A 26262-nucleotide genomic window follows, 5' to 3' on the forward strand; every position below is an offset into this window, starting at 1 on the left:
GATTCCGGCCTGGAGCCGGGCGGCCATCTCGGCGGCCGCGGCCTCCAGCGTCCGGCCGGTCTACCGCCGGGCCCACCAGCACGCGGCCGGCGCCGGCACGCTCCCCCCGAACGACCATCCCGAAAAGGGGGCGGCGCACGTGCGGACGAAGAGGGCGGCCGGCGCGGGGACAGCCCGATGCTCATCCCGCTCATGCAGACCCCTGAACATGGCCCGCACCGGGCCCGGACACCCCCACACGCGACCCGACCGGGCCCGCGGCAACGAGGCGTACTCCAGCCGCGCGAACCGCATCTACCTGCGCAGACGCGGAATCAAAGCAACGATCGCCCAGCCCGACGACCAACGCCCCGACCGCCGACGGCCGCCGGCCCGCCTTCGACCGTGAGCAGTACCGCCGACGCAACACGGTCGAACGCCGCATCGGCGAGCCAGGCGTGTGGGCCCGGATCTACGCCGATGTCTTGCGCCCGGGGCTGGACGGCCCGTAGGCCCAGGCCCATCGGCTCGAGTCGCGCCCGCTCCTGCCAGGGGACTATGCGGACAGCCGCTGGAGCCATTCCGCCAGGAGCTGCTGTTCGGCTCGCCCGAGGACTTTCTGGCCGGGCAGCGCGGCACGCAGGGCGCGGGCGGCGCCGGCCAGTCCTGGTTCGTGCACGGCGGGTTCGCGGGTGGTGATGGTGGCCACCATGGATTCGCGCAGCGTGACGAGGAGCGCGGGGTCTCGCTGGGGCTCGGGCATCGACAGCCAGGTCAAGATGGCGCCGCTGGCGGTGGCGTGGACGATCTGGGCGGCGAGATGCTCGTCCACACGCAAGAGCCCTGCCGCGGCGATGCGGCGGATTCGGTCCATGAGGTGTTCGAGCCCGGTCTGGAAGGCCGTGGTGGACCGGGGGGGCTCGCCGTACATCAGTGCGTACAGTGCGGGGTTGGCCAGTCCGAATCCGACCACGGTGTCCCAGCCGTTGCACAGTTCCCCGACCGGGTCGTGCGGGGCGGGATCGGCCTGCTGTTTGGCCGCCAGGAATCGGGTGAAGCCGCTCTCGGCCACGGCATCCAGCAGGCCGTCCTTGTCGCCGAACAGCCGGTAGATGGCCGGCGGCTGCAGTCCGGCGGCGTCGGCGACCGCCCGGGTGGTGACCGCGTCCCGGCCGCCGCTCTCCAGCAGGGCCATCGCCGCGTCGACGATCCGGCAGCGCGTCTGCTCACGCGCGGTCGGGCCGGGCGACGTGGCGCGCCGTGTCGGGGTCGGGGTCGGTTCAACTGGCATGGATCAACGATAGCGCCACCGAAACCGCGCTGGTATCACCGATACCTCCTTGATGTTAGCGTCGCTAGTATCGCTGGTAACGTTTGAATGGTTCCATTGGAAACGTCAGTGCGAGGAGAGCTGTCATGTCCGGGCGTTTGCGGATCATCGGGGTGGAAGAGACTGTCGTCGTGCCGGCCGTCTACGAGGCGTACCAGAGGGCTGGGTTACCGCAGGTCTTCTCGCGTGGCTTCGGGGAGAGCCCGACCGCAAGGAATCTGCGTGAGGTCGGTGCGCGGCGCCTGGCCCACATGGATGATCAGGGCATCGACGTGGCCGTGCTGTCTCTGTCGTCACCGGGCGTGCAGGACCTGCCGGGGGCCGACGCCGTAGCGGTGGCCCGCGAGGCCAATGACCAGCTCGCCGGGATCGTCGCATTCCGGCCCGACCGCTTCCAGGCGTTCGCCGCCATCCCCACCCAGTCACCGGCCGCGGCCGCGGCCGAGCTGGAGCGTGCGGTGATCGAGCTGGGCTTCCCCGGCGCCATGCTCTACGGCCGCACCGGGGACAAGCTGGCCGACCACCGCGACAACGACGAGCTGTACGCGATGGCCGAGCGGCTGAGAGTGCCGCTGCACTTCCACCCGCAGACGCCGGTCCAGCCCGTCGTCGACGCCTACTACTCCGACCTCCCCGATCCCATGGGGCCCGTGCTGGCAGGAGCCGGCCTCGGCTGGTACTACGACCTCGGCGTCCAGTACCTGCGCATGATCTTCTCCGGAGTCTTCGACCGGTTCCCCGACCTGCAGGTGATCGCCGGACACTGGGGCGAGGTCGTGATGTTCTACCTCGACCACACCGGCTTCTTCGGCAAGGCGGGCCGCCTGCGCCAACCCCTCGCCGACTACTTCAAGCAGAACTTCTGGGTCGCCGGCAGCGGTACCAACAGCCCCCGCTACCTGCGCTGGACCGCCGAAGTGATGGGCACCGACCGGATGCTGTACTCCACCGACTATCCCTTCACGTACGGCTTCCGCCCCGACGGCTTCCCCTACGTCGACACCAGCAACGGCCAAGCCCGCTCCTTCCTGGAGGCCTCGCCCTTCACCGCCGAGCAGAAGGCCGACATCGGCCACCGCAACTGGGAGCGTCTCACCGCCCGCGCGAAGCGCCCGTCAGCCTGAAGGGGCCACCCGCCCGGACCTGCCGGAATGCCATCACGCGCTCCCGGCCCGCCCCGTCGCCGAGGCCGGACTCGCTCAGGAGCGGGGACATCGGGTGGGCGTTTCCCTTCCCGCCTCGCCCGCCGGCACTTCAACGAAGGCGCACGCCGTGGCGGCCACCTGATGCGATGAGCGCCTGCGACAGAGGTCGTACGGATTCCTACGCACCTCCGCAAACAGGGCTGCGACCTCATCATCGCCTTCCTGCCGGCCGAGGAGAGTACGCGATCGGTCAGCAGCCGGTACCCGATGCCGGCGTCGCCCAGGCGTTCCGGGCGTCCGTCTTCCCGCACCGCGATGGCGGTCACTGGCGGGGTTGACCGCGATACCGGGCAGATAGACGAGTTCCTGGCCGTGATTGAGCAGCAACGCGATGAGAAGCCCGGGCTCGCCGCCCGTCATGTCCATGGACCATGTCACGGGTGTCCCCGTCGGCCAGGGCGAGGGCATCCCCGCTCACCTTGAGGATCTCCGGCTCGTCGTTGGGGATCCGCCGCGACAGCGACACGCGGCCCTCCTTGTCCGTCACCAGGCAGGGGTGATGGGTCTTGCCACAACCAGTCCCTGCCCGTATCCGGCTCACAGCGCTCCAGAGGACACGGGCGGCCAAGCAGTACGAGCCGCGGGAGGCACCCCCAGAAAGCCACACCCATACCTTCTGGGCGCTGCGCACCGCGCCTGGCCTGGCCTGCGCCCGCCACGGGCTGACCGGGCTGTCAGTGCGGGATGCGACGCTGTCGTGAACAGGCGGCAATGGGCCGTCGAACCGCAGACCAGGTCGCAGGCTATGGGCGGCGGTTCGTTCTCAGGCTCTGGAGGGGCGACTGTGGCGTTCGAGAACCGAGCCGATGTCGGAGCCGCCGAACGGGACGAGTGGTCCTATGCGCCGGCCGTCGGCGTAGGGCCGTTCCGGTTCGGCATGACCGTCAGCGAAGTGGTCGAGGCGGCTGGGATACTCGGCCGGACGGAGGTCAGCGACTGTCCTCGGCAGTACTCGGTCTTCTCGCCGACCTCGAAGATCGAGATCCACCGGCCAGAGGTCGCCCCTTCGCCGCCTGCCGCCACGGCCTACGTGAGCGAAGCGGCGGGGCTGTTCTGCATCGCCGCCGACGCCGTGCAAGGCCCCCAGGTCTCGTACGACGGACTCCCGCTGGTCGGGAGAGACTTGGCGGAGCTGGAGAGCGACGCGATTGCGTACGCCGAGGCGAATGACGTGCAGTTTCGCATCACCCCCGAGGGCTACGCAGCACCGGATGATTCCGGGATCGTCATGCGCGCGCAGATGGTCGGAGAGGCCCTCCGATCGCGTCCGCTGTTCATGGTGCCGCGCGACGGCGCCTGGACGGAATGGGACTCGCTCCCCTCAGAGGAGTGCCACGCCACCGGACGCCCTCCCGTCAGCAGCACGCCACCAGACAATCCATGGCCCGACGAGGGGTGACTCCGACAGATAGCGGAGAGACACCCTCGAACCAGACCAGGGCGTGTGTGATGTCGTGATCAGTAGCGGGTGGCGATGCCTCGCCAGGCCTTCAGCTTGTTGCTCAGACGCTCGACCGTGTTCCGTTCCTCGTAGGGATCGGCGTCGCGGCTGATGAGTAGGCCTTGTCCGCGGCGACCGCGCCGGGTCTGGTCGCGCCTTCGACGACTCCAGCGCCGCCCTGTGCTGCCGCCCGCGGACGACCGTACGCCGACCGGTGGAGGACATGGCGGCGGAGACGGTCCGGCTCCTGCTCGCCGCCGTGGCGGCTCCCGTGGCGGTCGGGACCGCGGTGGAAGCCGCCACGCCGGTGCCGTTCGAGCCGCGGCTGGTCGTCCGGGATTCGGCTTGACCTGGCGACGGCCGATCCTGCAAGTGGATGACCTAGCCGTAGAAGTGCGGCACGAAGCGCTGGTTGGGGGTGGCGTGAGCACACGGCATCAGGCTGAGCACCTTGGTTTTGGTGGCCGTGGTGTTCACGCACAACTCGGTGTTGTTCTGCTTGATCATCCAGGCCCCCGGCTCCTCGCCCCAGTAGTAGATGGAGAAGACCTGGGAGCTTTGGCCCTCGCAGTCCCATTCGTTGAGGGCGTCGCCGCTCTTCGCCCAGCGGCCGTTGTCGACGTCGATGCACTTGCCGGTCGACCTGTTGACGAAGTTGAAGTCATACTTGCCGCCGCCGGGAATGCTGCGCAGCTTCCACTGGGATTTCATGGGGCTCCAGGTGCCGGAGACCAGGTGCGTGCCGTTGGCGTTGCTCCCGCGTTCGAACGTGAGGTACTTGTCGTGGTCGCTGTCGCTGGTCAGCTCGACCACGGACCCGTTCGCCACCAACTGCGTGCGGAAGTAGACCGGGTAGTGGTCGGAGCCGCGGCCGCCCATACGTACCCCGCGGTAGTTCCCCAGCGCGCGCGACGAGATCATGTAGTCGAGTTCGCCGCCGCTCTGTTGGGTCGCAAGGCCAGTGTGGTAGACCTGAGCGCCCAGACCCGCGGCGAGATTGTGCATGCCCTGGTCCGGGTCACGGTTGAAGTCGCCCATGACGGTCCACGCGCGGCCCGCCGCGGTCGCTTGGTTGCGGACCTGGCGTACCAGCTCCTCTGCTTCGTTGTGCGCTCCCGAAGCCAGCGCGTGCACGTTGTAGTAGATGTCGTCGTCCATCCGCAGACCCAGCGCGGGGCGGGCGCCGGCCCGGCCGGGCGGGGCGACGTAGACCTCGTGGGCCATGGTGTGCGTGACCATGGCGAGGTTGACCCGGGTGTCTCCCAGCGGACTCATCCAGTACACGAAGCGGCTGCCCCAGCGATACAGGCGGACGATGTAGCCGCTGCGGTTGTAGGACTGCTGGAACACCATGCCGTACAGACTCGGTTCCGACCCCGCCTCCTGGACGGCGACGATGTCGTTCTCGTCGCTGAGCTGCCGGACGTCCGACCAGCGGGCGCCTTGCGAGTTGTAGGTCGCGATGGTGTGGGCGTTGGGCGTGTCCGCTTCGGCCGGCGACGCCGGCAGTCCGATCAGCAGGCCGACGAGCGCAGCCATCGCCATCAGCGTGGTGAGCGTTTTGGTGCGTGGGTGAAGAACGTCGGAGCGTGGCAAGGTCGGTGCCTTTCCTAGGCAGGAGGTGAGATGGGGGACTCTGTCGGGGGGCGCTAACGGTCCGCTAACGAGGCGGACCGCACCGCGTTAGTACTGCCGGGGCGGGCAGTTCTTGTCGCCCCACGCGGTCGTCACGGGGCAGACCTTGCCCGGGTCGAGCCACCCGGGAAGTTCCGCGTCTGCACTGACGCGGTGTCCGGCGCCGGTCCCGTCCGAAGCGGCGGAGGGGGCGGAACCGCCCCCTCCGATGCCCGCGGCCGGTACGAGGGCCACCCGGGCCCGGGCCGTGTTTCCCCGCATGTGCGTCGACTCCTGGTGTGCAGTCCGGCAGCGGTCGGTCCGCCGGGGTCGTGCTCTGGTCGCCGGCCGCTTGCGCCGACTGTGATCACCACTGTGCCGACCCGGCGCCGACCGCGGCAGACCCCCGGGGCATCATCTGTGTGCCATGCACTTTGAGGAGGGATTCCATGGGCACTGCGCCAGGTCACGGCGGGGCAGCAGGCATATCCGAACTGGGCGGCGCGGAGTCCTGCTCTACCGCTGGACCGCCGTCCACGAAAGCCTCACCCCCGCCGCCCCGTCGACGGCTGCCGCCGAGACGGGAATCATCGAGCACGAGAGCCACCGGACGCTGAACTCGCTCCTCGATGCCTGCCTCCTCCAAGAAGTCCCCGCCGCCCCCGGGGATCCCGGCGTGCGCTGGCAGCCGGTGAGCCCGCAGCCCGCCACCGGGCCACCTGCTCTCCGATCGCGACGCCGCCCTCCGCGCCCGGGAAGAAGCCCTGCGCATCCAGCGCCGGCGGATCCGAGAGCAGCACGACGGGCTCGCGGCCCTCGCGCCTGTCTACCTCCCGGCCCGCCAGCACGCCTTCCCGCAGGGCACCACCGACCGCCTGCCCGACACGTCCGCCGTCCGCACGCTGCTCACCGACGTCGTCGTCTCCTGCCGCAGCGAGGTCCTGGTGTCCGAAGACGGTGGCGCCTTCCCACCTGCCGCACTGCGCGAAGCACTCCCCCGCGACCTCGCCCTCTTCCAGCGCGGCATCCGCGTTCACGGCCTCTGTCAGCACGCCACCCGCCTCGACGAGCCCACCCGCACCCACGCCGAACACCTCGTCGCCGCAGGCGCCCAGGTCCGCACCCTGCCCGAGGTACTGCCTCAGCTGATCATCGTGGACCGGGCCCCGGCCCTGCTCCCGGCCCGCCCGTGCGGCGCCCGTGCGGTGCTCGCAGCCGCTTCGAAGCAGGCGTCGTCGCCGAGCGACAGGGAGCCACCCACCATTCGGCATGCCCGCCACCGCCTGCCCCGCCCCCGCCCCCGTTTGGGAAGCCGCCCGGCCCGGCCCCGCACCCTCGTGCCCGCTCTGCGGTGGGAGCCTGCCCGCACGGACCCCAGGATCCACCGGCCGACCGGCCCGCTACTGCTCTCCCAACTGCCGCTCCAGCGCCTACCGCACACGAAAATCCCCGGAAGCACTGCCGGAGGACAACACCGCACGCACGTCACGAAACCCGTCACCCGCGTGACGAAACCCCCTACGGGCCGGACTACCGCCGATGCGCGGGCCGCTCTGGACCCGGCTGATCTCCAGCCGAGGCCCCTGCTGGTGGTGGCGGTCGCCCTCGTGCGCCGCCGCCGACGGCGCGGCGGCGGAGACGATGGCGCCGGCGGCCAGGACGGGGTGGACGCGCGGGTTCACCGGGAGAGAGGCACCGCGCCTGTGGCCGCCACGGAGAGGTCCCAGAGCCGGGCCGCCCCCTCGGGGTCGACGGCGTACGGGCGGACACCGCCATCGTCCATGGGGGCGTCGGGAGCTGTGGCGCGGGCGACGTCGCAGTCCTCCAGGTAGAGCCCGCCTCGGCCGTCGAGGAGCGGTGTTGTGGCGGCCCACAGCCCGGTGGCCGCGCCCTGGGACGGGGTCTTGAAACCGGCGCCGATCACGTTGCCGTGCTCGTCCACCCAGCCGCGGTCGATCTGTTCCCGGAGGGACATCTCGCGCTGGAGACCGGTGATGATCTTGCCTGGGTGGAGGGCGAACGCGCGGACGCCGTCGTCGCGCCCGATGGTATCGAGGTGTACGGCGAACAGGGCGTTGGCGGTCTTGGACTGGCCGTAGGCCAGCCACTTGTCGTAGCCGGTGCGGAAGTGCGGGTCGTGCCGACGGATGTCGGTCAGGGCGTGTCCGGCGGAGCTGTTGACGACGACCCTCGCGCCGCCCGCGGCGGCCAGGAGCGGGTAGAGCTCGCAGGCGAGGGTGAAGTGCCCGAAGTGGTTGGCGGCGAGGTGGCCTTCCCAGCCGGGGCCGACGCGCCGCTCCGGGGTGGCCATGACCCCGGCCACGGCCATCAGCAGGTCGAGCCGGCCGAGGGAGTCCCTGATGTGCGCAGCGGCTGAGCGGACGCTGCCGAGGTCGGCCAGGTCCATGGGGACGACCTCGCAGCCCCCCACCCCCTGGAGGGCGGCGCGGGCGACGTGCGGCCGGCGGGCCGGTACGACGACCCGCGCCCCCGCGGCCGCCAATGCCCGGGTGGTTTCCAGGCCGAGGCCGGAATAGCCGCCGCTCACTACGGCGGTCGTGCGGGAGAGGTCGCGGCCGGCCACGACGTCCTTGGCGCGGGTGGCGGCCGAGAAGGGCGAACCGAGTGGGTGCTGATCGTTCATGGTCATGCCCCTGACGCTACGATCGAGAGTGAGGTCTAGATCAAGTCCGGGAGCGAACGCCATGACAACGACCGCCGGCGCCGACGCGGGGTCGCTGAGCATCGGCGAGGTGGCCGAACGGACGGGGCTGAGCGTGCACGCCCTGCGCTTCTACGAGCGCGAGGGCCTCCTCGTCGGGCCGGTCCGGCGCACGTCGGGCGGCAGGCGGCGCTACGCCGCCTCCGATGTCGACTGGCTGCTGATCTGCGTCAAGCTTCGCGAATCCGACATGCCGCTCGCCGACCTCAAGCACTTCGCCGAACTGGTGCGCCGGGGACCGGGCAACGAGAGGGAACGCCTGAGCCTGCTCGAAGCCCACCGGCAGCGCGTCGACGCGCGGCTCCGGGCACTGGAGGAGTGCCGATCCGTCATCACCGGGAAGGTCGGCGTGTACGCCGACCACCTCGCCCGCGGCGAAGCCGGCGGCCTGTGGGACCCGACGGCCGAAAACGGCAACTAGCGCGCGTCTTGCGGAAACTGCCCACCCGCGACGTCCGGCACCGCACCTCGCCGCATGGGCAGAGACGCCGAGTACGGCGAGTGCAAAGGCGCCCCGAGACGTCGCCGTTGTAGTGCGGTGACGACGCGACGCGCGAGCGGCGTCCGGATGAGTCAGGCGACACGGGGCCGCTCGTACGCGAGGTGGGCATCGCGGGCCGTCTCCCACAGGACGCCGGTCTCCGCGGCGGGCCTGGCAAGCAGGCGGGTGGGCGCTCGGCCTCCGGCCTACGGAATCCTCTCGGGGCAGCCATGGCCACCAGCCGGTGGCGGCCCGCCCGTTCTCCTGTGTCAGGACGGGCGAACAGGCCTGAACAGACATGCCGGTGGCCCACCCCGCGGGGTGGGCCACCGGCATACGGCGAAGTACCTGTCCGGCTACCAGCGATACCAGCGACCGCTGCTGCCCTTGGGACAGGCAACGAACCCGATCAGCCACGGCGCCAGCACGGCGATCGCAACCCACCAGAGGATCTTCACCGCGAAACCGGCACCGAAAAGGATCAGAGCGAGCAGAAGAACGAGAAGCAGGGGAACCATATGGAGCACGGCGGCCATGGGGGGCCGCCAGTCAAACTGCCGCATCCCGACAGGGTCCCGCCGATGCCCACATGAGCGCACCGGCGGCCGACCGCACGACCAGTCAAAGAAGAGGACCGGGACCGGTGCGTCGAGAAACGGGGTGAAGAAAGTCTTCGGTGAGGGCAAAGACCAGAAGTGGACGGACAAGGACGGCCGCGAGCTGATCGAGGCCGCCTTGCACTACCTCGGCTACGGAGACTGACATGGGCACAGCCACGACCATCCGCACCGGCGCCACCGTCGCCGCTACCCTCTACACGGTCGTCCTGCTCGTCCTGGGCCTGTACCCGTCCGATTTCCGGTACCTCTTCGCGTACATTCCGGCCCTCGTGGGCTACGGCACCGTCGTCTTCGACAAATGGGCCTGGCACTGGCCAGTCATCCACCGCTTCACTGGGCGCGCCTGGGTCACCGGCACATGGCGCGTGGTGTTGTCGCCAAGTGCGGAGAGCCACATACCCGAGGGTGGCAACCGGGGGCCGATCACGACGTACATGACGATCGAGCAGACCTTCTGGAGCCTGCACGCCACGCTCCGCACGAAGGAGAGCACCGGGCGGTCGAGGAACGCAACGATCAGCGCTCCTGAGAACTCGGGCAGTGCCGAGATCGGACTCCTGTACGACAACACGCCCCGAGTGGAACACCAGTCCCGAAGCCCTCAGCACGAAGGAGCCTGCCGGATCGCGGTCACCGGCCTGAAGCCCAAGTCCGCTGCCGGGCGCTACTACACGAGCCGGTTCACCGCCGGTGACATGGACTTCACCCTGCTCAACCGCTCCACCGACTACAGCACCTTCGCCGAAGCGCAAGCCACCGACCCGGAGCACCCCAACAACTGAAGCGCCGCAACACCACGGACCCCGGCGCAATGCCCGACCCCCGGGGGCCCGTGGTCGCCAGAAGAGCTACTGCATCAGCGCAGCGAGGGCCTGGTCGGCCATCTGTACGCCCGTCGTGGCCGCGCAATGGTGGTGCCGGCCTCCAAGAGCTCGTCCTTGACCTGGGTGGCGAACTGGCGCAGTCGGCCCGGTTCAGGGTCCTCGGAGGTCGCCTCGGCGTGGAGGTCCTGGGCGACACGCTCCAGCTCCCCGCGGTCCGTCTCGGCCATGCCCAGAATGGTGGTGTCCTGGCCGACGCACCCAGCGAGCTGGGCGAACAGCGTGGGGTCGACGCCGTCGGCGTTGTTCTGGGTGAAGTGCTGCCGCTCGCCGATGATGGGGCCCTTGGCGTTCGGCATGTAGTTGTTGTACGTGATGCCGGGGCGGGGCTGGCTGACGTGGTCCTGCACGCTTCCTGATGAGGCCGCCGACATGGCCAAAACCGGCTTCGACCTATCCGCCTCCTCGCCCTCGCAGGTGGTCCCGTCCTGCGCCGCGAATGCCTCATTCACATGATTACCCAACGAATAATCAGTTAGAGGCAATTTTCCCCAAGGCCCTTATGTGCCCCAGACATGCTGAGCTGTCATATTCTCGCCAGATTGCCCCGATCATCTCGTTGTACCCATCAGGGGAAGGCAGGAAAATGGGCAGGTTGAGGTACGGAACCACGGTGTCGGCCATCGCGCTGGCCGCCTTGGGATCGCTGACGGCCGCGGGAGGCACGGCGCACGCGGAAGCCGGTCAGGACACCATCACCATGCTGAAGCAGGAGAAGTCCCAGTGGTGCTGGGTCGCCTCCGGGCTGACCATCGCCAAGTTTCACGGCTTGGGCTCCACCCAGACGGACTTCTGCAGCCGGGCCCAGCCCTACTACGGATGCAACAACCAGCCCGCAACGCTCGACGACATGGCCAGGGGCTGGAGCAGCCTCGGCATGGCGCATCCGGGCTCGGGCCTGAGCAGCGCGGCCACGTTCAACCAGGTGTACACCGAGGTCAAGGCGGCCCGGCCGATCGGTGCCCGGATCGGATGGACGTCCGGCGGCGGCCACATGAACGTGGTCTACGGCTTCGACACCTCGAACAGCAAGATCGCCGTAGCCGACCCGTGGCCGGACACCACCACGTACACGTGGTGGAACTACAGCGACTACGTGAGCAACGGCTCATCGCAGTGGACTCACTCCCGCATCGGTATCTCCCGCTAAGGCAGGCGACATGCGCAACACCAGCGGTACCGAAACGTCCAGCACGCGGGTGGCCTCTCGCTTCCCCCGCCTGTCCGTCGTCCTCGTACTGAGTGCCTCCGCACTGCTGTGCGTTGCCGGTCCGGCGCACGCGGCCCCGGCGAAAGACCCCCTCCCGGCCGACATCCCCGACTACCAGGCGGCTCTCGACGCGGTGAAGTCCACCGACGTGCGCAACACGGTCTGCCGCTTCCTGCGCACTCCGGTGCCCAGCGAGGGCGCCGCAGGGCCTGTGCAGACGATCCCCGAGACGGCCGAGCCATGCCAGGGCCTCCCCGCCTTCACGATCAAGGACCCGGTGGCCCTGAACGAGATCACCCCCGGGTTCGTCGCGGGCACGGCCCCGCCGCTGCCCACCGAAGCGGTCAAGCTGACGCAACTGGTCTCCTCCCTGAGCACCACCGTCAACGGTCGCAACGCCACCGTCATGCTCGCCCCCACCCAGGGCGGCGGCTGGCACCTGGCGGGCGTGCGCGACGGCGACGGCGACGCCGCTTATGCCGGCAAGGCCACCGTGGGCACGTTGGTCTTCACCGAGCCGCAGATCCGGGGCTGGTACCGGCTCAAGGTCACCACCATCGAGCCTCTGAACGACCAGGCCAGGCAAGGCCTGGAAGGCCAGGCGACGGTGTCGCTCGGCGACTACCAGAAACTGGTCAAGGCCCGCTACGCCGACAAGCTCCCCGGCTCGGAGTACGACACCAAGGGCTACTCAAGCGGCTACAGCCCCCCGCGCGCGGAGGACGGCACCCCGTCCTCCGCCCTGCTCCTCGCCGGCGGTACCGGCGCGACACTCGCCCTCGCGGGCGGAGTCGCGGTACTCCGTCGACGTCGCGTGCCGCGATGAACTGCGTCGGCTTGAGCCCATACAGCTCATTGATCACCTGCTCCAGGAGCAGGGTCCCATCGCGCGTCCGGCCGGCCGCGCACAGCCGGCCGTTCTGGTCGTGGCAGCCCAGGACGATGAGCTGGGGGCGGCCATCAGATCGGGGAACGCGTCCTGGACCAGGGCGCCGCTCCGGGTTTGGAGCAGCACCCGCCCACCCGGCTCCCGCAGAGTGAAAACGAGCAGCCAGTAACCGTCGTACTTCTGCTCGCAGGCCAGACCCAGGCCGGTACGGGGCTGGGAAGGGATCCCCTCGGCGGCCTGCCCCAGCATCGGCGCGACCGGAGGCCGCAGCACCACGTCACACACCTCCGCATCACGCCCTCCGCCCCCGCCCCCAGCCTGGAGCGGGTCAGGTGCGGGCCATCGATCTCAAGATCGTCGACGATCACGTCGAGACCTATGATCTGTTCATGATCGAAGGAAAGTTGGTACGGCTTCGCGCACTCCGTGCGCAGGATGCGGGGCATCACGTTCGGTGGCGCAACGATCCGGAGGTGGTCCACTGGGCGGCCGGCGGCAACCCGTGCTTCGGCCCGGTCACGGCGGAGGCCGTCGAGCTCGGCTTCGCGACGATGCTGCGGCTGAACCCGAAGGAGTCGGCCGTCTTCACGGTCGAGGATCTGGCCGACGGCACGGTGATCGGCATGGTGGACTACCGTGACCTGGACCCGTTCGCCGGGCTGGCCACGGTCGGCGTCACCATCGGCGAGCGGGACCGCTGGGGCTGCGGCCATGGCTCCGACGCGCTGCGACTGCTGGTGGGGCACCTGTTCGGGGCCTTCGGGCTGCACCGGATCGAGCTCGACACCTGGAGCGGCAACGAACGGGCCGTCCAGGCCTTCACCAAGGCGGGCTTCCGCGAGGAGGGCCGACGCCGGTCCACCGTGCTGGTGGCGGGCAAGCGCTACGACACCGTGCTGTTCGGGATGCTGCGCGAGGAATGGCCGGGCACCACGCGCTGAATGTCTTTCCAGCGCAGGCCCGTTGGTCATCAGGGGTTGGGTTGCCCGGCCAACTCGATGACAGTGAACAGACGCCGCCCCTGGCAAGGGAAGGTCACCACGCGAGGGCCGATCGGCTGGCCATACCGCTCCGGTGGCCGGGTAGCAGGTAGGACAGCCCTGTTCTGGACGTGTCCCGTGTCCCCCCAGACGCGGTTGGGGAACAGGTCTCGGGTGGCGTCGATGCCGATGCCGATGCCGTTCAAGCCGACGTGGCAGCGCGGGACGGCGAGCCACGGATGTCTTCGTAGTGTTGAATGCGGGCCTGCGGCGGTTGTCAGCTGCTGCCCTGCTCGTGTTGATCCGTGTTCCAGGGAGAGTAATGACTGCTGAAATCGCGGCCGGTGTCCATGAACGGCTCACCGGGTACCGGGATCGCTTCGACTCGCTGTTCGCGGACTACTTCGACACGGTCGCCCGGCAGCAGTTCCCGCGTAGCGTGCTCGTGCCCGAGACCCTGGAGCTGGTGCGGGACATGTCGTTGCGCGGGGGGAAGCGCCTCCGTGTCGCGTTGCTGTATGAGGCGGCGCGGCTGGTGACTGCCGATGCCGTGGCAGGGTTGGAGGAGGCAGCTCTCAGTATCGAGTTGCTTCAGACGCACGGCCTGATCCATGACGACATCATCGACGACTCACCGCTTCGCCGGGGCGCGCCGTCGGTGTACTACGCCTACCGCGAGCGGTTCCCCGACCGTCCGCAGACGGCGCTGGGCCTGGCGGTCCTGGCCGGGGATCTGGCCGCGTTCCTGTCGGTGCAGGTACTGCTGACCGCGCCGGTGTCGGACGGGTTGCGGCAGGCGATGACGGCTGTGCAGGTGGCGGCAGGGGCAGACACGGTGCTCGGACAGGTCCTCGATCTGGAGCGGGACTTCGGTCCGGTCCCCGACCGTAAGGTGCTGGACATCGTGTCCGAGTACAAGAGCGCCCGGTACTCGGTGCTGGCTCCGCTGCAGTTGGGTTTGATCGCAGCAGGCGAGGACGCGGCCGCCCACCACAGGGAACTGGCGCGGTACGCGACGCTGGTCGGGGTGAGCGGGCAATTGCGCGACGACTATCTCGACCTGTTCGCGGACTCGGGTACGGTCGGCAAGCCAGCCGGCTCTGATCTGCATGAGGGCCGCCGCAGTTACGCGGTGTGCGCGGTCCTGGCAGCGACGGCCGGCCGAGAGCGAGAGGTGGTGGAGGCCGCGCTCGCCGATCCCGGCTGCCCGGCGGAGACCGTCGAGCGGGTCCAGGACATCGCCCGTCGGCACGGCGTCGACGAGCGGTTGCGGGCGGACATGCGCCGTGTTGCCGAGGAGGCGGCCGGTGTCGCGGCGGGCTGGCGGCCACGGTGGCGCGAGGAGGCCGTGGAGTTCTTCGAGCAACTCCCGCTGTGGGGCGCACAACGCACCCTGTGACTCCGGTGGCCGGCGCCAGACGAGTGCTCACCCGCTTGCCCCATGGCCGTGACACCGTCATCCGGGACGCTGATCACCGATCCTCCCCTCGCTCGGCGCCGGATCGCAGCCATGCTCCGCCAGTGACACCGGTCCGGCCCCCTCACCACCCCACCAGCCCCGTGTGCCGAGCGGCCCGGCCCAGGTCCGGGCCGTGTTCGAGCCCGGCCGGATCGGCGCCGTGCCTCGGTGGCCACTCTCGGCGAGCCGCTCACGGAGCCTGGACGGGTCCGCCGGGCATCGCCTCCACATGGAAAGCCCGTGCCAGTGCGCTCCCGGGGAACAGACCGACGACCTCGCCTGTCACGGCGATGAGGATCCGCACGGCGGGCGTGCTCCTCCCGGCCACCGTGGCGAGGGCCCAGCCGACACGCAGCAGCCGACTGAAGATGCTTCCCGCGTCGAGGCTCCAAGCGCGTAGTTGACCATCGCTCCGCCCACCACCAGCAGAACCCCCAGGGTCCGGCAGCCCAGCAGGACCACGATCCGCATCATCACCGGCTCCCCCGCCACCCCCTCCTGCTGCTCGGACGGTCCGGCGACCTGCAGCTCGCCGCCGAACCGTTCTCGCAGCTGCGCGCCCTCCTGCAGAAAGCCCTCGGCAGTCGACAGGGCCCGCTCGACATCGGCGGGGAAGAACTCCTCCTGCAGCTGCGCCGCGACCGGCAGGGGCTCGTCCGCACCCGGTGCCGCGGCCCGGAGCCGGGCAAGTTCCTCCTGCAGCTGCGCCGCTCTCCTGCTGCGCCCGGGCGGCGAGCACCTCCGCATTGGGTCGGGCCCGGCGTGCCCAGTCCAGTTCCTTCTGTGCGGTGTGCAGCTGCCCGGTGAGCGCCGCCATCCCGGCGGCGGCCGCCGGGACATCGCTGAGTGCGACGACCTGGTCCTGGTGGGTGCCGAGGCGGTCCTTCTCCAGTGCCAGGTTTGCGGTCCATCACGTCGTACAGCCGGTCCGAGGTCTTGTCCGCCGGCGCGAGCGCCGTCCCCGCAGCGGGGGCCGGGCGGACAGCGATCGATGCCTACGGTGTCTGTGCCGCCCGCAACAGGTCGCGGGCCTTGCGAAGGTCGATGGCCTGTTTGCGGGGCTCGGCTACCACCGCCCTGACCACGGCTTCCACAGAGGCCCTGGGGTGGCCGAGCCTTGGAACCTGGCCCCACGAGGTGGCCGAGGCCATGGAACACCACGATCGGGCCGACTGGCTCGACTCCGTCGCCCATCCCTCCGTGGACGAGGACGGAAAGATCGACGGGTGAGCCGAGGGACGTGCAACCTGGTGTGGATCATCGGGCTGCTCACGCAGCTGGTCGGCCGGCGGCCGCCCGAGGCAGCTGATATGCCCCGGGCCCGGTGCCCGTTGTGTCTGTACGGGCGGCGGTCCCGCCCGTACAGAATGCCCATGCAGGGGGACGCGGCCGACGCGCCGTGAACGTGTCCCGGCCTCGCGGGGAGGGGAGCCTCTCGCTACGCCGTATCCGCGGTCCACGGCCAGGTCGCGTGGCGGCCGGCCTCGATGAGGCCGACCATCCGGAACGCGGCGTCCGTGAGCCCGCCGAAGGTGTGCCGGTGGGGGCCCGACGGGATGTGGGCCGGCTGGTACCCCGCCAAGTTCCAGGTGTACACGGGGACCGAGGACGGTACCGGTTCGGCCGGCCTGCCGGGGCCCTGGTGCGCGGCCTGCTCGTCGGTGACGATCAGCACGCGGTCGTGGTCCCGGTAGTGGGCGCGCAAGGCCATCGTGGTCTGTGTACCCCCGAGACTATGGAACCGTTTCAGCACCTCCAGTACCGGTTCCCCCACCCCGAACGGCACCGGTGCGCTGGACCAGCCGAACTCCACCAGGTCCGCCTGCCGGGCGCGCATCGCGAGGGCGGTCCCGAAGACGGCCGTCGCGTCCGCGCGGCTCAGCGTGGACCGCTCGGAGACGGTGTCCCAGAACATGGAGTCGGACCGGTCCACCAGGATCAGCGTCCGGCCGGGCAGGGCCGGCACGTTGGCCAGGGAGTGGCCAAGTGCCCGTTCCAGCGGGGCAGCCCAACGGGGCGACGCGTGCCGGTGGGCGGCCAGGTACCGGAAGGGGAACTGCCGGGACCGGGCGACCTCGTCGGCATCGGAGATGCGTGCCGCCACCCGCGCCGCAACTTCGTCCGAGACCCCTGCTTCGTCGAAGTTACGCAGGTTCCGCAAGAGCGCCATGGGGCCCATCGAAGGAATCACGGCTTCCCAGACGGCGGCGTCCAACGGGCCGTGGAGCCAGCCCGCCAGGGCCTCCCAGGTCATGCCCGCCGCCGCCAGCCGTTCAGCGCCGCCCGGCCCGGTCGCCGTGGCGCGCCGCTCGTCCAGCGGCAGCTCCATCAGCGCCCGGTGCTCGCTCAGCAGCCGGTCGGAGGCCGGCACGGAGCCCTGCTCAGGGCGGTGGCGGCGGTCCAGGGCGTGCTGGAAGAGATCTCCCTGCCAGGGCTTGTCCGGATGGGGGGAAGCGTGCACGAGGTTGAGCACGTCCCCGAAGCGGAAGGCTTTGGAGGCGGTGTCGTACTTCAGCAGGGACCGCGAGGAGTACAGCCGGCGCACGGCGTCGGCGATGCCCCGTTTCACGGGTTGCGGCACGTTCCGCCCGTAGCGCGAGGTCCAGTGGGCGAGCAGCTCTCCGGGCTCATCGGCGCGCTGGAGCACTGAGTCGACCACAGACCGGTTGGACGGGCCGTCGGCGGACCCGGTCTCCAGCCGTGCCCGGACATACGCGGCGGCGCCCACGAGGGACGCGGTGCGCATGTTGCCCTCACTGCGGAGCCAGCGCAGCAGGCCGGCCGTCCATACGGCGTCCTCGACGGCGAGTTGTGCCACGAGGCGGGCGTAGCGGTCGTCGCGCTCCTGGCGGCTCTCGTAGAAGGTCTGCTGGGAGGCGAAGTTGCCGACGGCCAAGAGGAAGAGCTCTTCCCGGGGCTCCCGCACGAACGCCGGGCCGCCTTCGTGGGTGCGCATGGCCTGCCGAGTGCGCCAGTGGTGGATCGCGGGTGCGGACGTGGCGCGGGCGGCTGCCGCTGAGACGTGCGGGGCCACGAGCATCTCGGACCAGATCTTGGAAACGCGTTGGGTGTGGCGAGGCAGTGAATCCCCCCGGATCCAGAGAACGACGGCCCCGGCCAAGAGGTTCCGACGGGGCGGGGTGCGGCCGCGCCGCCCGAGATCAAAAGGGGCGGCGGCATCACTTGAGTGTCGGAAGGAAGTAGCCGCAGCCGGGCGCATCGGGGGCGCGGTCGCGATGACACTCAAGCAGGCCAACCGACCTCTCGCCAGCGAATAAACGGTGCGAGCGCGTCAGGTCGGGGCTTCGGCGTAGTCGCGGAGCGTCCGGCGACGTGCGCTGCCCGGAGCAGCGAATGCCGGGCCCTCGGATATGTTCTTCCGGGCTCGCGCCGGCGGGTCCCACGAGTATTCGAGGGGGCGACGTGCCTGGTGAGCGGCTTGACGCGGAGTGGGTCCGGTCCTGGAGGGAGCAGGCCGGAGCGGCACTGACGAAGCTGATGCAGGCGTTCCGCCAGTGACGGAGGGGGCTGCCTGTTCGCGATCGGAGACAGCGGACAGGTCTGGAAGTCCACCACGGCTTCCCGGTCTGACGACTACGAGTCGCGGCGGCCACCTTGTAGGAGTTCCTCGAACACCTCCGCCGACGGATCGCGGACATGAACGGACGGTGATCCCCGGGCTGGTTCGGCCGGAGTGGTCCCAGGGCCTTCCACCCGGCGATACCGTGGTGAGACCCGCCAGTTACGTGCCCTGGAGCCCTCGATGAGCGAACAGTCGGCCCCCGCCGGCACCGCCCGGCAGCAGCTGGAGCCCGCAGCCGTCGACGCGGTCCGCGCGTACGCGGCCAGGACCCGCGAGAACGCCGACCGGTTCGCCGCCGTCCTGGAGGACATCGCAGAGAACGGGCTGCCCCCGGTGGGGGGCTGCACGCCGTGGGAGGAACTGCGCGGGGCCCACCTGGCCCAGCTCGCAGCCCAGCGCCCGGCCGTCGCCTGATGGCCACGCAGCACAGCCCGCGCCGTGCCCGGATTGCCTTCTCCGACTCCGCGGCGAAGCAGCTGGAGAACATCACCAGTGAGGCGGAGATCCACGCCCTGGACCGCGCCCTGGTCGTCGTCTCCGTCGACCCCGACGTCGGCGAGGCCCTCCCCGGCGACAGCACCGGCCCCCAGCTGCGCCAGTACACCGACGACATCGAGCGCGTCCGGCTCCTGTTCTGGGTCACGGCGCTGCGCACCGTGGTCGTCGTCGCCTACATCGAGGTCTGACCCGAGCCAAGGAGCACGATGCCGGCGATCGTCCAGGAACTCCTCCGGCCACCGCGGCCTCGGCGGCCGGCGCCGAGTGGTGGAGTGCCCGGTCACGGCCACCGTGCTCCGCGAGTTCGTTTCGCCACCGGACGGCCTTCTGACGGCATGCCCCTGAGCACCAGCGGCGGGTGTCGTGCGCCCTTCGGCCGCTCACCGGTCGACATCCACGCGGTGCGCCACGCATATGCCCTTCGCCCACTGACCCAGGACGTGGTCACCGCTTTGAACGACAAGGCAACCCTGGCGGGCATTGCCGACGCAGCCGCCGCGATCGGCCATGCCATCGCTACCGGCTCGACTCCCTGACCTGAACCTGCCGCAGCCGCTCCGGTCAGTCACAGCCGCCGCGGTCACGCGTGCCCTGTGTCGTTGATGGCACAGGTCAACGCGCCCGCACTCGGCTGTACGGCGCACTCCGCCAGGCCGTGCTGCTCGGAGCGCTCCAGGCGGGGGGCGGGGGCCAAGGGCGTGATGCGGAGGTGCGGGACCATCCCCGCCCTGTACCGGCCCGGGTCTGGCCTGCGAGCGGAAGTGCGACGGTTTCCGGCTGCTCGTCTTCACCCCGCGTGCTCTTCCGCGGAGGCCCGTACCGGAGCCGCTCTGCAACTGGCCGGCGTCTCCTTGCCCATCCCGAACCGGACCGTGTCGGTGGCTGGTGACAGGATCTGCCAGGCTGATCGCCGCCCTGACCGCAGTCGGCGCGCCGCAAGGCACGGCCTCCATCGCGGCGGAGCACCTGTTGGCGCACCTTACGAGGAGACCCCGACATGACCCGGCCCGGCCGTCTCCGCTGAGCGGCGGCTGAGGCGTGCCCCAAGCGGCTGATCACACCCGTGGAACGATCTTGTCGCGGCCTGCCGGCGAACGAACCTCACGGTTGAAGATCGAGTCAGCTGACCCGGAGACCGACCGCGAGCGTCAGTTCAAGGACCCGGTGCGGCGACTCGAGATCCGGAAAAAGCTCCCGCAGCTGCGACATCCGGTACCGGACGGTCTGGGGATGGACGAACAACGCCGCCGCCACCTCGTTCCGCCTGCCATGGTGCAGGAGCCACGCCCGCAACGTCTCCTCCAGCCGCCGCGCGGTCGCGACAGGCAAGGTCTGCAACGGTGCGAGGGCTCGGGCACGCAGGTCGGCGAACGCGTCCGCGTCGGCGCTCAGCACCAGCTCGGGCAGGTGGTCCTCGGTGTCGCGGATGTCGGAGGAGAGGGTGCGCGCGCGGAGGGCTCGTGCGTACGAGGCGGACGCACGCGTCCACGGCCGGGCCGGGCCGACCACGGCGGTGCGGTCGGGCAGCTTCCTCAGCAGATGTGACCGGTCGGCGTCGGGGACGAGCAGCACGCCGGAGGCGTCCGGCAGATCGTCGAGGACGAGGGTGCCCGGGTCGAGCGTGCGGTAGGCCGGCCGGGCCTGCGCGGCCGGCAGCAGGACTGCGGTCAGCGAAACCGGAGGCTGCCACCCGGCCCGCCCGGCAGCGGCGAGGAGCACGTCCGGGCTCGCGCCGGAGAGGAGGTCGCGGGCCAGTTGTTCCAGGTGGCGCTCGTGGGCCCGGCCCCGCGCGGCCAGTTCGTCGGCGTGGCCCGCGGCGCTCGCTGCGGAGAGCTCGTCGATGTAGGCGAAGGTCAGCTCGGCGAATTTGGCGACCTGGGCGGCGGGCAGACCCGCGGGTACGGCACCTGCGGCCAGGCCTCGCCAGGCCACGCGGGCGCCGACCCGGTAGGCGCTGAGCAGGGCGTCCATCGAACGGCCGTCGCGGACCTCGCCGCGGCCCAGCTCGTAGGCCGCGTCTCCGGCGTCGCCGCCCGTGGCGTTCCCGCTCGCGAGGTCGAGGTAGAGGCCCAGGGCGGTGCGGACGGCTCGGCGGATGGTGGCGCCCATGCGGCCCGAAAGGGCGTTGGCGTAGGGCGGGACCTCGTCGATGATCGCCTGGACGACCTCGTCGGCGGTGGTCCTCAGCACGGCCCGAAGCGCGGTGACCGTCGTCTCGTCCAGGACCAGTTCGCTGGCCCTCCGGACTGCATGGCTCAATTTTTTGTTCCCTGCGAACAATTCAACCGATCAGATTCACGTCCTGCGGATAGGACTTTACCCTCTGAAGCACATCAAGCTGGGGTCATGACGAGTGCAGCCCTCCGCAGTAGGGCGTGGAAACTGCTGGAGATGGTCACGACGCCGCTGCTGCCGTCGGACTACCTCGACCTGGTCAGCCCGCTGCGTGCGGGCGGCGACCTGCGGGGGCGCATCGAGGCCGTGCACCCCGAGACGGGTGACGCCGCGACCCTCGTGATCAGGCCGGGACGGGGCTGGCGCGGTCACACAGCCGGTCAGTACGTGCGGATCGGGGTCGACGTCGACGGGGTGCGCCTGTGGCGTGCCTACTCGGTCACCTCGCCGTCGAACCGCCAGGACGGCCGCATCACGATCACCGTGAAGGCGATCCCGGACGGCAAGGTCAGCAATCACCTGGTCCGCAGGGCGCAACCGGGCACGCTGATCCAGCTCGACCAGGCGACCGGTGACTTCGTGGTGCCGGAGGCAAGGCCCGCCAAGGTCCTCTACCTGACGGCCGGCAGCGGCATCACGCCGGTGATGGGCATGCTGCGCGACATCGAGCTCGACGACGTCGTCATGGTCCACTCCGCGCCACAGCCGCAAGACGTGATCTTCCGCAATGATCTGCACGACCTGGTCGCGGACAAGAAGCTGCGTCTCACCGAGCTGCACACGGACACGGACGGCATGCTCGACATCTCCCGTCTCGACGAACTCGTGCCCGACTGGGCCGAGCGCGAGACCTGGGCTTGCGGGCCCGCGGGCCTGCTCGACGCCGCCGAAGATCACTGGACCGAGCACGGCGTCCCAGAGCGCCTGCACACCGAACGCTTCCGCCCCGGCGTCGTCGTCACCGGCGACGGGGGCGAGGTCACGTTCGGCACCACCGGCAAGACCGTCGACGCGGACGGGGCCACGCCGTTGCTGGACGTGGGCGAGGAGGCCGGCGTACTCATGCCGTCCGGGTGCCGCATGGGCATCTGCTTCGGCTGCGTCACGCCGCTCACGGCGGGCGCCGTCCGCGACCTGCGCACCGGTGAGATCACCGAGGCCGGGCCTGGCGTCCTCATCCAGACCTGCGTGTCCGCCGCGGCGGGCCCCTGCGACATCGAACGGTAGGAGCACCTTGACCGCCATCGACCCCACCGCCCACCTGACCGCGGAGCAGATCGAGGAGCTCGGCCGCGAGCTGGACGCGATCCGCGACGAGGTGATCGCCGGCCGCGGCGAGAAGGACGCCGCCTACATCCGCAAGGTCATCTCGGCACAGCGCAAGCTCGAGCTGTTCAGCAGGGGTGTCCTGCTGTTCTCGATCTTCCCGCCCGCGTGGCTGGTCGGCACCGCCGGCCTGTCCGTGGCGAAGATCATGGAGAACATGGAGATCGGCCACAACGTCCTGCACGGCCAGTGGGACTGGATGCGGGACCCGAAGATCCACTCCACCACCTGGGACTGGGATCACGTCTCGCCGGCCGAGCAGTGGAAGCACTCGCACAACGAGCTCCACCACACGTACACCAACGTGATCGGCAAGGACAACGATCTCGGCTACGGCATCATGCGCGTCGACGAGGACCAGAAGTGGCACCCGTTCCACCTCGGCCAGCCGCTGTGGAACTTCATCAACGCCTGCTTCTTCGAGTACGGCATCGCCGCCTATGACCTGGAACTCGGCAAGAACCTCAACAAGCGCCGCCGCAAGAACCCGGAGTTCCGCGCGCGGGCCAGGGCCGTGGGCCGCAAGATCCGCAAGCAGGTGCTCAAGGACTACGTGATCCACCCGCTCCTTTCGGGGCCGTCGTTCCTCACCACGCTCGCCGCCACGTTCACCGCGAACCTGGTCCGCAACATCTGGTCCCACTCGGTGATCATGTGCGGGCACTTCCCCGAGGGCGTGCAGGTCTTCGAGCGCCGGTCGATCAAGGGCGAGACGCGCGGCCAGTGGTACCTGCGCCAGATGATGGGCTCGGCGAACATCAGCGGCAGCAAGGCCATGCACTTCATGACCGGCAACCTGTCGCACCAGATCGAGCACCACCTGTTCCCTGACCTGCCGAGCAACCGGTACGCCGAGGTCGCGGTGAAGGTGCGCGCGCTGTTCGAGAAGTACGAGCTGGAGTACGTCACCGGGCCGCTGCCCAAGCAGGTGTTCTCCGCGTGGCACAAGGTCTTCCGGCTCTCGCTGCCGAACAGGAAACCCAGGGTCAAGACGCCGGACCGCGAGCAGGAACTCGTCGCGGCCTGATTCCCGGTATGGGTTCGGATCGTCCGACCGTACCGGCGGCACCGCCGGTACCGGAGAGCAGCAGCAGCGGCTGACCGGGCTGGGCGTGGCCCGGCCCGGCCCGGGGGGAATCCGGCGTACAGCAATCAACCCAAAAGGGGATATAGCTCTGCCACGGCTTCGTTCGTGTCCGCTGGAGCACCTAGCCTGACCAGCGAGGACCTGTCAGAACCGAGAGGCAAAGAAGATGATCTACACACTCAACGGCGACAACGTCGAGATCACCGACGCACTGCGCGATACCGTCGGCGAGAAGCTGGCCGGGCTCAACACGCAGGGTACCGAAACCACCAGCGCTCGCGTGAACCTGAAGATCAACGGCTCGGAGCAGACCGCCTCGGGCACCCTCCAGGTGGACGGCCAGGACCTCACCACCATCACCGCAAGGGCCTCCGACATGCCCGCGGCCATCGACAGCCTCGTCGGCAAACTCTCCGCCCAGCTCAGGAGGCACACGCAGAGGCAGCACGGACGCCAGAAGTAGTCAGAACCACCTCCGGGTGTTCCGGTCCGGGACCATGACCGGTGAGCGGGTGGCGGAGCCGGAAGCGCCGGCAATCGTGTGGGGACACCGCCGAGCACGGCTTCACCGAAAATCTCACAGCCGCCCGCGCGTGCTTCGCACTCCGCCGGGCGCAGTCGCACGGGGCCGGCCGGAGTGAGGCGCTGCCGGGCGATGCCGCCGGACAGCGGCTGCTCTTCGAAACCCTGCTGCGGGCGGGACGGCGATGGTCGTACACGCAGCGGCCCGAACGCATCGGACTCGGCCGGGTCGTGGTCGTGCCGGGCGGCCGCCCCGGCTTCGGCGTGCGCGGCCCGGCAGCCGTGGGCGCCGAGCGCGTCGAGGACGGGGGCGGGGCGCCAGGTGAAGGCGATGACCGCTGCGGCCTGTGCCACCGCGTAGTTGTCCGGGGCGTAGTCGTGGGGCGCGAGGCGGGATGTCGAGCCGGTCGGCAGGAGGGCGTACTGCCCTGGTCGGTAGGCGTAGCTTGCCGCCCGCGGGCGCGGGGGTGGGACGGGTGCGTCGTCAGGCGACGAGTGCGTAGATGCCGCTGGCGGTCAGCCAGAGTCCGGCCAGCAGGGAGAGGGTGACGATCAGCTGGTCCTGGTGGTGCTCCAGCCAGCTCCGCAGGGCGTTCAGCCGGGCCTGGGCGGCGCGCGGCGCCCAAACGGTGTACAGCTCCATGACCAGGAGGCTGAGGGTGGCCAGCAGGCAGTAGCCGGTCAGGGCGAGCCAGTCGGAGAGGGAGGAGAGGTCGGCCTCGACGACCGTGGCCGCGCCGGCGCCGACCAGGGCCCACGGCTGGAGCAGCCAGGCGAGTGCGGCGGCGGTGCCGAGCGAGGCGTTGTCCACGCGGGCCGTCCAGCTCGGTGGCCGGTGCGGGCGGGGCGGCCGCCGGAGCCGGTAGCCGCCGAACAGCACCAGGCCGACGCCGATGGCCAGCTTGGCGGCGACCGCGGCGGTCGACGGCGTGCTGTGGTGGACGGGCGGCGATCCGCCGGTCAGGAACAGGACACAGGCGATCACGGCGACCAGATTGGCCAGCCAGGACAGCAGGAAGGCGAGACCCTTGCGAACGCCTCGGCGCGACGCGAGCAGCAGGGTGAAACCGCTGTTGTGCAGCGGTCCAAGGGTGATGGCCGTACCGATCACGACCAGGTCGACGACCATCGGCACAACCGCTCCCGGAAGTCAGGGCCGCCCGGGGCCGCCGGGCGGGCGATGCGCACGCGTGCCCGGTGGGCGGGAATGCCGGAGCCCGGTCGGTGCCCGTCTCGACTTTGCGGCTCCCGGCCCGACCGGTCAAGCCAGCCACGCCGGTGCCGCGAAGGCCGCTGCCCCGTCACGGGCAGGGGCGGCTGTGCTCTTGCGGCCGGGGTGGGTGCCGTGCGGCCGCCGGTTCACGGGGTCCAGTACCGGGCCAGGGCTCCTTCCCGGTACGGGGCGGGGCTGACGCTGAGGTCCCCGGAGAAGGGGCGGTCCAGGACGAAGACCAGCAGCAGGCTGAAGCCGACGAGTCCGGCGACCGAGGCGACGAACAGGACCTGGACCCGCAGCTTGCGCAGTCCGTAGAGGAACGTGAGCGGGATCAGGACCAGTGCGCCGCCGAAGGCCAGAGCCTGGAGCAGCGGGGGCAGTTCCCGGCGGGCCATGGTGATCCGGGCGCGGCGTTGGGAGGCGATGTCGTTGAGATGATCGACGGCCTGCTCGTAGAAGACCTGCTGGGCCTGGCCTTGCGGGTCGTACGTCTGGAGCACCCGGAACGCGTCCTGCAGATGGACTTCCGTGGCCCCGTAGCTGGGGTTCCCCGCGCGCATCCGGGGCCATTGGTCCTCGACGACGGCGTGGACGTAGCCGCTCACGGCCGAATCGATACGGACGCGCACCGGTTGCGGGAACGCGGCGGCGTCACGGCTGATGAGCGCCGCGTTGGCGGCCTCGGAGGCGACGATGGTCTGGGTGTCCTCCAGTTGCGTCCACAGGGTGCCTGCGGCGCAGCAGCACGCTGCCGGCGACGGCGAGGAGGACGGTTCCACCGACGGCGACGAGGGCGAGCGTGGTGGTGCTGAAGTGGTTGAGCAGCCATGGCGACATGTGCGTGGAGTGCAGGCCGGACGAACCACCCATCGGACCGCGGCTTCAAGCACCCCCGCGGGCCTGCGCGAAGACACTCACACCACCGGGTGAGGCGCGATCCGTCCGACCCGACGCGGGTGTCCGCCGTGCCTCTCGCCTGAGCGCTCCGCATCGGCCGGCGCTTGAGGGCGCTCGGTCGCAGGCGCCGGGTCCGCGATGCTTGGG

General features: G+C 70.2%; 25 protein-coding genes and 1 pseudogene. 15 read left to right on the forward strand and 11 right to left on the reverse strand.

The window, feature by feature from the left end; translation table 11 throughout:
* Nucleotides 1-535: 535 nt before the first annotated feature.
* On the reverse strand, nucleotides 536-1270 hold the full coding sequence (locus tag OG295_RS00235; protein ID WP_371674903.1) for a TetR/AcrR family transcriptional regulator: 735 nt from the start codon (nucleotides 1268-1270) through the stop codon (nucleotides 536-538).
* A 125-nt stretch (nucleotides 1271-1395) separates the two neighbouring features.
* Here OG295_RS00235 and OG295_RS00240 point away from each other — a divergent pair, with 125 nt between their 5' ends.
* The 3 genes and pseudogenes from OG295_RS00240 to OG295_RS00250 form a co-directional block, all read left to right on the forward strand.
* A complete protein-coding gene (locus OG295_RS00240; RefSeq protein ID WP_371674904.1) occupies nucleotides 1396-2433 on the forward strand; it encodes an amidohydrolase family protein in 1038 nt (345 codons plus the stop codon).
* Between the two features lie 865 nt (nucleotides 2434-3298).
* Entirely contained in the window at nucleotides 3299-3913 is a 615-nt protein-coding gene (locus OG295_RS00245; RefSeq protein WP_371674905.1) for a hypothetical protein, read from the forward strand.
* Nucleotides 3914-4124: 211 nt separating this feature from the next.
* A pseudogene (locus OG295_RS00250) lies at nucleotides 4125-4304 on the forward strand (hypothetical protein); the annotation flags it as partial.
* Between the two features lie 32 nt (nucleotides 4305-4336).
* Here the strand turns inward: OG295_RS00250 and OG295_RS00255 are convergent.
* From OG295_RS00255 to OG295_RS00265, 3 genes are all read right to left on the reverse strand, one after another.
* A complete protein-coding gene (locus OG295_RS00255) occupies nucleotides 4337-5494 on the reverse strand; it encodes an RICIN domain-containing protein (protein ID WP_371674906.1) in 1158 nt (385 codons plus the stop codon).
* A gap of 144 nt (nucleotides 5495-5638) precedes the next feature.
* Nucleotides 5639-5851: a hypothetical protein gene (locus OG295_RS00260; RefSeq protein ID WP_371674907.1), complete on the reverse strand. Its 213-nt coding sequence runs from the start codon at nucleotides 5849-5851 to the stop codon at nucleotides 5639-5641.
* A 1396-nt stretch (nucleotides 5852-7247) separates the two neighbouring features.
* Nucleotides 7248-8219: an SDR family NAD(P)-dependent oxidoreductase gene (locus OG295_RS00265; protein ID WP_371674908.1), complete on the reverse strand. Its 972-nt coding sequence runs from the start codon at nucleotides 8217-8219 to the stop codon at nucleotides 7248-7250.
* Nucleotides 8220-8274: 55 nt separating this feature from the next.
* Between OG295_RS00265 and OG295_RS00270 the strand changes: the two genes are divergently transcribed.
* The gene (locus OG295_RS00270; protein ID WP_371674909.1) at nucleotides 8275-8712 is read left to right on the forward strand and encodes a MerR family transcriptional regulator; all 438 of its coding nucleotides are present in this window, start codon (nucleotides 8275-8277) and stop codon (nucleotides 8710-8712) included.
* Nucleotides 8713-9128: 416 nt separating this feature from the next.
* Here the strand turns inward: OG295_RS00270 and OG295_RS00275 are convergent, their stop codons facing one another.
* On the reverse strand, nucleotides 9129-9290 hold the full coding sequence (locus OG295_RS00275) for a hydrophobic protein (RefSeq protein WP_371681054.1): 162 nt from the start codon (nucleotides 9288-9290) through the stop codon (nucleotides 9129-9131).
* Between the two features lie 245 nt (nucleotides 9291-9535).
* Here OG295_RS00275 and OG295_RS00280 point away from each other — a divergent pair, with 245 nt between their 5' ends.
* Nucleotides 9536-10174: a hypothetical protein gene (locus OG295_RS00280; RefSeq protein WP_371674910.1), complete on the forward strand. Its 639-nt coding sequence runs from the start codon at nucleotides 9536-9538 to the stop codon at nucleotides 10172-10174.
* 74 nt (nucleotides 10175-10248) lie between these two features.
* Here the strand turns inward: OG295_RS00280 and OG295_RS00285 are convergent, their stop codons facing one another.
* Nucleotides 10249-10725, reverse strand: a complete 477-nt coding sequence (locus OG295_RS00285) for a hypothetical protein (RefSeq protein WP_371674911.1) — start codon at nucleotides 10723-10725, stop codon at nucleotides 10249-10251.
* A gap of 134 nt (nucleotides 10726-10859) precedes the next feature.
* On the opposite strand from OG295_RS00285, the gene OG295_RS00290 reads away from it, so the two are divergent.
* The gene (locus tag OG295_RS00290) at nucleotides 10860-11423 is read left to right on the forward strand and encodes a papain-like cysteine protease family protein (RefSeq protein WP_371674912.1); all 564 of its coding nucleotides are present in this window, start codon (nucleotides 10860-10862) and stop codon (nucleotides 11421-11423) included.
* A gap of 10 nt (nucleotides 11424-11433) precedes the next feature.
* Nucleotides 11434-12309: a hypothetical protein gene (locus tag OG295_RS00295; RefSeq protein ID WP_371674913.1), complete on the forward strand. Its 876-nt coding sequence runs from the start codon at nucleotides 11434-11436 to the stop codon at nucleotides 12307-12309.
* Between the two features lie 33 nt (nucleotides 12310-12342).
* On the opposite strand, the gene OG295_RS00300 is transcribed toward OG295_RS00295, so the two are convergent.
* Nucleotides 12343-12648: a hypothetical protein gene (locus OG295_RS00300; protein ID WP_371674914.1), complete on the reverse strand. Its 306-nt coding sequence runs from the start codon at nucleotides 12646-12648 to the stop codon at nucleotides 12343-12345.
* A 56-nt stretch (nucleotides 12649-12704) separates the two neighbouring features.
* Here OG295_RS00300 and OG295_RS00305 point away from each other — a divergent pair, with 56 nt between their 5' ends.
* Both OG295_RS00305 and OG295_RS00310 read left to right on the forward strand, forming a co-directional pair.
* Nucleotides 12705-13313 (forward strand): GNAT family N-acetyltransferase, encoded by a 609-nt coding sequence (locus OG295_RS00305; RefSeq protein ID WP_371674915.1) that lies wholly within the window; start codon nucleotides 12705-12707, stop codon nucleotides 13311-13313.
* Between the two features lie 361 nt (nucleotides 13314-13674).
* Nucleotides 13675-14751, forward strand: a complete 1077-nt coding sequence (locus OG295_RS00310; RefSeq protein WP_371674916.1) for a polyprenyl synthetase family protein — start codon at nucleotides 13675-13677, stop codon at nucleotides 14749-14751.
* A 1498-nt stretch (nucleotides 14752-16249) separates the two neighbouring features.
* Here the strand turns inward: OG295_RS00310 and OG295_RS00315 are convergent.
* Nucleotides 16250-17767 (reverse strand): TROVE domain-containing protein, encoded by a 1518-nt coding sequence (locus OG295_RS00315; protein ID WP_371674917.1) that lies wholly within the window; start codon nucleotides 17765-17767, stop codon nucleotides 16250-16252.
* 807 nt (nucleotides 17768-18574) lie between these two features.
* On the opposite strand from OG295_RS00315, the gene OG295_RS00320 reads away from it, so the two are divergent.
* The 3 genes from OG295_RS00320 to OG295_RS00330 all read left to right on the forward strand — a co-directional run bounded on the left by OG295_RS00320 (nucleotide 18575) and on the right by OG295_RS00330 (nucleotide 19428).
* Entirely contained in the window at nucleotides 18575-18808 is a 234-nt protein-coding gene (locus tag OG295_RS00320; RefSeq protein ID WP_371674918.1) for a hypothetical protein, read from the forward strand.
* Nucleotides 18808-19080 carry a hypothetical protein gene (locus OG295_RS00325; RefSeq protein ID WP_371674919.1) on the forward strand — a complete coding sequence of 91 codons (273 nt, stop codon included), beginning with the start codon at nucleotides 18808-18810 and terminating at the stop codon, nucleotides 19078-19080. The genes OG295_RS00320 and OG295_RS00325 overlap by 1 nt, the downstream gene beginning before the upstream one ends.
* Before the next feature lie 147 nt (nucleotides 19081-19227).
* Nucleotides 19228-19428, forward strand: coding sequence for a hypothetical protein (locus tag OG295_RS00330; protein ID WP_371674920.1), 201 nt, complete (start codon nucleotides 19228-19230; stop codon nucleotides 19426-19428).
* A 583-nt stretch (nucleotides 19429-20011) separates the two neighbouring features.
* On the opposite strand, the gene OG295_RS00335 is transcribed toward OG295_RS00330, so the two are convergent.
* Complete coding sequence (locus OG295_RS00335; RefSeq protein ID WP_371674921.1) at nucleotides 20012-21151, reverse strand: PucR family transcriptional regulator; 1140 nt, start codon at nucleotides 21149-21151, stop codon at nucleotides 20012-20014.
* Nucleotides 21152-21238: 87 nt separating this feature from the next.
* Here OG295_RS00335 and OG295_RS00340 point away from each other — a divergent pair, with 87 nt between their 5' ends.
* From OG295_RS00340 to hpf, 3 genes are all read left to right on the forward strand, one after another.
* A complete protein-coding gene (locus OG295_RS00340) occupies nucleotides 21239-22294 on the forward strand; it encodes a ferredoxin reductase (protein WP_371674922.1) in 1056 nt (351 codons plus the stop codon).
* Nucleotides 22295-22301: 7 nt separating this feature from the next.
* Nucleotides 22302-23420 carry a fatty acid desaturase gene (locus OG295_RS00345; protein ID WP_371674923.1) on the forward strand — a complete coding sequence of 373 codons (1119 nt, stop codon included), beginning with the start codon at nucleotides 22302-22304 and terminating at the stop codon, nucleotides 23418-23420.
* Between the two features lie 226 nt (nucleotides 23421-23646).
* Nucleotides 23647-23943 carry a ribosome hibernation-promoting factor, HPF/YfiA family gene (gene hpf / locus OG295_RS00350; RefSeq protein ID WP_371674924.1) on the forward strand — a complete coding sequence of 99 codons (297 nt, stop codon included), beginning with the start codon at nucleotides 23647-23649 and terminating at the stop codon, nucleotides 23941-23943.
* 543 nt (nucleotides 23944-24486) lie between these two features.
* Here hpf and OG295_RS00355 read toward each other — a convergent pair.
* A complete protein-coding gene (locus OG295_RS00355) occupies nucleotides 24487-25131 on the reverse strand; it encodes a GAP family protein (protein ID WP_371681055.1) in 645 nt (214 codons plus the stop codon).
* 230 nt (nucleotides 25132-25361) lie between these two features.
* Nucleotides 25362-25997, reverse strand: coding sequence for a hypothetical protein (locus OG295_RS00360; protein WP_371674925.1), 636 nt, complete (start codon nucleotides 25995-25997; stop codon nucleotides 25362-25364).
* Between the last annotated feature and the right edge of the window lie 265 nt (nucleotides 25998-26262).

It is taken from the genome of Streptomyces sp. NBC_01276, from assembly GCF_041435355.1.
GTDB lineage: Bacteria > Actinomycetota > Actinomycetes > Streptomycetales > Streptomycetaceae > Streptomyces.

Excerpts from the sequence above, each read along its gene's own strand:
- OG295_RS00235 (WP_371674903.1), bottom strand. The coding sequence starts at position 1,270 with ATGCCAGTTGAACCGACCCCGACCCCGACACGGCGCGCCACGTCGCCC.
- OG295_RS00240 (WP_371674904.1), top strand. The coding sequence starts at position 1,396 with ATGTCCGGGCGTTTGCGGATCATCGGGGTGGAAGAGACTGTCGTCGTG.
- OG295_RS00255 (WP_371674906.1), bottom strand. The coding sequence starts at position 5,494 with ATGGCTGCGCTCGTCGGCCTGCTGATCGGACTGCCGGCGTCGCCGGCC.
- OG295_RS00260 (WP_371674907.1), bottom strand. The coding sequence starts at position 5,851 with ATGCGGGGAAACACGGCCCGGGCCCGGGTGGCCCTCGTACCGGCCGCG.
- OG295_RS00265 (WP_371674908.1), bottom strand. The coding sequence starts at position 8,219 with ATGACCATGAACGATCAGCACCCACTCGGTTCGCCCTTCTCGGCCGCC.
- OG295_RS00270 (WP_371674909.1), top strand. The coding sequence starts at position 8,275 with ATGACAACGACCGCCGGCGCCGACGCGGGGTCGCTGAGCATCGGCGAG.
- OG295_RS00275 (WP_371681054.1), bottom strand. The coding sequence starts at position 9,290 with ATGGTTCCCCTGCTTCTCGTTCTTCTGCTCGCTCTGATCCTTTTCGGT.
- OG295_RS00280 (WP_371674910.1), top strand. The coding sequence starts at position 9,536 with ATGGGCACAGCCACGACCATCCGCACCGGCGCCACCGTCGCCGCTACC.
- OG295_RS00290 (WP_371674912.1), top strand. The coding sequence starts at position 10,860 with ATGGGCAGGTTGAGGTACGGAACCACGGTGTCGGCCATCGCGCTGGCC.
- OG295_RS00295 (WP_371674913.1), top strand. The coding sequence starts at position 11,434 with ATGCGCAACACCAGCGGTACCGAAACGTCCAGCACGCGGGTGGCCTCT.
- OG295_RS00310 (WP_371674916.1), top strand. The coding sequence starts at position 13,675 with ATGACTGCTGAAATCGCGGCCGGTGTCCATGAACGGCTCACCGGGTAC.
- OG295_RS00315 (WP_371674917.1), bottom strand. The coding sequence starts at position 17,767 with ATGCGCACCCACGAAGGCGGCCCGGCGTTCGTGCGGGAGCCCCGGGAA.
- OG295_RS00320 (WP_371674918.1), top strand. The coding sequence starts at position 18,575 with ATGAGCGAACAGTCGGCCCCCGCCGGCACCGCCCGGCAGCAGCTGGAG.
- OG295_RS00325 (WP_371674919.1), top strand. The coding sequence starts at position 18,808 with ATGGCCACGCAGCACAGCCCGCGCCGTGCCCGGATTGCCTTCTCCGAC.
- OG295_RS00330 (WP_371674920.1), top strand. The coding sequence starts at position 19,228 with ATGCCCCTGAGCACCAGCGGCGGGTGTCGTGCGCCCTTCGGCCGCTCA.
- OG295_RS00340 (WP_371674922.1), top strand. The coding sequence starts at position 21,239 with ATGACGAGTGCAGCCCTCCGCAGTAGGGCGTGGAAACTGCTGGAGATG.
- hpf (WP_371674924.1), top strand. The coding sequence starts at position 23,647 with ATGATCTACACACTCAACGGCGACAACGTCGAGATCACCGACGCACTG.
- OG295_RS00355 (WP_371681055.1), bottom strand. The coding sequence starts at position 25,131 with ATGGTCGTCGACCTGGTCGTGATCGGTACGGCCATCACCCTTGGACCG.